General features: G+C 65.0%; 2 protein-coding genes and 1 pseudogene. All 3 read left to right on the top strand.

Annotation, left to right across the window (positions count from 1 at the left end; all coding sequences use genetic code 11):
• Nucleotides 1-520, top strand: a pseudogene (locus ACIRS4_RS36515) (hypothetical protein); the annotation flags it as partial.
• A gap of 56 nt (nt 521-576) precedes the next feature.
• Nucleotides 577-855 carry an acyl-CoA dehydrogenase family protein gene (locus ACIRS4_RS36520; protein ID WP_404204311.1) on the top strand — a complete coding sequence of 93 codons (279 nt, stop codon included), beginning with the start codon at nt 577-579 and terminating at the stop codon, nt 853-855.
• Nucleotides 834-1670, top strand: an 837-nt coding sequence (locus ACIRS4_RS36525) for an acyl-CoA dehydrogenase family protein (protein WP_404204313.1), incomplete at its 3' end; no start/stop codon positions are given. The genes ACIRS4_RS36520 and ACIRS4_RS36525, both read left to right, overlap by 22 nt.

The following is a 1670-nucleotide window of genomic DNA, read 5'->3' on the forward strand; positions in this document are numbered from 1 at the left end:
CGCGATCCTGGACTATCCCGCGAATATGGGACCGAATGCGCTGGTGCTCTATTCCGGCGACAAGGCCGCCTTCGACGAGCATACCGAGCTCCTCGCCGCCCTAGCGAGGCCACGATTCGAAGGCACGGATCCCGGAGCAGCGAACACACTCGGCATGGCCGGTGCGCTGTTCCAGAACATCGCCGTGGCTGGGTTCTACGAAGCGGCCGCCTACGCGGCCCATCACGGGATCGACCCTCGCACGCTGTACAACCTGACTGCTGATATCGGATTCGATGTCTGCGCACGGGCATTCAGCGACGGGCTCACCCACATCGAATCCGACGACCATCACACCGACCAGTCGACCATCAAAATCCATTTCGACACGACTCTTGTTCAAGAGGCGGGATTCGCCGAGATCGGACAGGCCGGCGCGCTCAACAAAGCCGTCCGCGACATCCTCGAATCCGCGACGAGCGCCGGCGACAGCGACCTCGCCATGTCAGCGCTCTATCGCCGATTTCTCCAGATCCATTGATTCGCTACCGATTTGTTCGGTCCCGATCCGAGAATCGGAGAGCCCAGGAGTGATCCGTGACGATTGACCTGTCCTATCGGCGCGACGTACGGCTCCTCACCGAGCGCACCCGTGAATTCATTCGCGACTGGGTGCTGCCGCTCGACGACGCACATGATGGAGACATCACCGCTGCGGGCGGCGACTTCCTACGGATCAAGCTGCAGCAGCAGGCCCTCGAGGCAGGCGTGTTCGCACCCCACGTGCCGGTCGAGCACGGCGGGCACGGACTGGGGATGTGCAACCGGGCCCCTGTTTTCGAGGAGGTTATTCCTTGTTCGGGCCCACCGCCTTGAACATCGCCGCGCCCGATGAGGGCAACGCGCACCTACTCCTCCACGTCGCCGATCCCGAGCAGAAGGACCAATTTCTGGCACCGCTGAACCGAGGGGCCACGCGCTCGGCTTTCGCGATGACCGAACCGGCGCCCGGCGCGGGTTCGGACCCTTCGGCGCTGGCCACCCGTGCGGTACGCGCGACCGGAGGATGGCGGATCAACGGCCACAAGTGGTTCATCACCGGTGCGGACGGCGCGGGCTTCTTCATCATCATGGCGCGCACGTCGGGCGAGCCTGGGGACCGAGGCGGGGCCACGATGTTCCTCGCACCCGCGGACACCCCGGGAATTCAAGTCGGCAGGCATATTTCGACCCGGGATCGGTCGATGCTCGGTGGCCACTGCGAAGTCTTCTTCCGCGACGTGTTGCTGCCCAGCTCGGCGGTGCTCGGCGAGATCGATCGCGGTTTCGAGTACGCCCGGATTCACCTCGGCCCCGCCCGGATGACGCACGTCATGCGGCGGCTCGGCTCGGCGCGGCGCGGGCACGACATCGCAGTTGCACACGTGGCAGAGCGTCGCGGATCCGGCCACCGACTCGGCGACCTGGGCATGGTCCAGAACATGATCGCCGACAACGAGATCGACATTGCCGCGACGCGCGCGCTACTCATGCGCGCGTGCTGGGAACTCGACCACGGAGAGCTGGCCGCGAACGCCACCGCAATCGCGAAAACCTTTGCCGCGGAATCGATATTCCGAATCGTCGATCGCAGCGTGCAGATGTGCGGTGGCTTCGGCGTATCCAGCGACCTCCCGCTGGCGCGACTCTCG

Source organism: Streptomyces sp. NPDC101166 (assembly GCF_044768125.1).
GTDB lineage: Bacteria > Actinomycetota > Actinomycetes > Streptomycetales > Streptomycetaceae > Streptomyces.